Raw genomic sequence first — 1,176 nt, forward strand, 5'->3', positions numbered from 1 at the left:
CAAGCATAAAAAAACCCAAGCCTAAGCTTGGGTTTCTTATGAATGCTTATGCATTAACTATGGTCGATATTACTCAACGATAGTTGCAACAACACCAGCACCAACTGTACGACCACCTTCACGGATAGCGAAGCGTAAGCCTTCGTCCATCGCGATTGGTACGATTAGGTCTACAGTCATCTTGATGTTATCACCAGGCATTACCATTTCTACGCCTTCTGGTAACTCAACGTTACCTGTTACGTCAGTTGTACGGAAGTAGAACTGTGGACGGTAACCTTTGAAGAATGGAGTATGACGACCACCTTCATCTTTCGAAAGTACGTATACTTCTGAAGTGAACTTCGTGTGTGGCGTGATTGAACCAGGCTTCGCTAGTACTTGACCACGTTCAACATCTTCACGCTTAGTACCACGTAGAAGTGCACCGATGTTCTCACCCGCACGACCTTCGTCTAGAAGCTTACGGAACATCTCTACACCTGTACAAGTTGTCTTCGTAGTTTCTTTCATACCTACGATTTCAACTTCGTCGTTCACGTTTACAATACCAGCTTCAACACGGCCAGTTACTACTGTACCACGACCCTGAATTGAGAATACGTCTTCGATAGGCATGATGAATGGCTTATCGATGTCACGCTCTGGCTCTGGAATGTAAGAATCTAGTGCTTCTGCAAGCTCTACAATCTTGTCTTCCCACTCTTTCTCGCCTTCTAACGCCTTAAGCGCTGAACCTGCGATTAGTGGTAAGTCATCACCTGGGAAGTCATACTCAGAAAGAAGTTCACGAACTTCCATCTCTACTAGCTCAAGTAGCTCTTCGTCATCAACCATGTCACATTTGTTCATGAATACGATGATGTAAGGTACGCCAACCTGACGAGAAAGTAGGATGTGCTCACGTGTTTGTGGCATAGGGCCGTCAGTTGCAGCAACTACTAGGATTGCGCCGTCCATTTGTGCAGCACCTGTGATCATGTTTTTAACATAATCCGCGTGTCCTGGACAATCTACGTGTGCGTAGTGACGAGTCGGTGTATCGTACTCAACGTGAGACGTTGAGATTGTGATACCACGCTCACGCTCTTCTGGAGCGTTATCGATTGCTGCGAAGTCTTTTGCTTCACCACCGTATACTTTTGCAAGTACGTTAGTGATTGCTGCAGTTAGGGT

Annotated in this window: 1 protein-coding gene; it reads right to left on the reverse strand. The window is 45.8% G+C overall.

The features are described from left to right. Positions 1–69: 69 nt before the first annotated feature. On the reverse strand, positions 70–1,176 hold a 1,107-nt coding region (gene tuf / locus PAUR_RS00030; protein WP_192505805.1), incomplete at its 5' end, for an elongation factor Tu.

The sequence above is a fragment of the Pseudoalteromonas aurantia 208 genome, from assembly GCF_014858725.1.
Lineage (GTDB): Bacteria > Pseudomonadota > Gammaproteobacteria > Enterobacterales > Alteromonadaceae > Pseudoalteromonas > Pseudoalteromonas aurantia.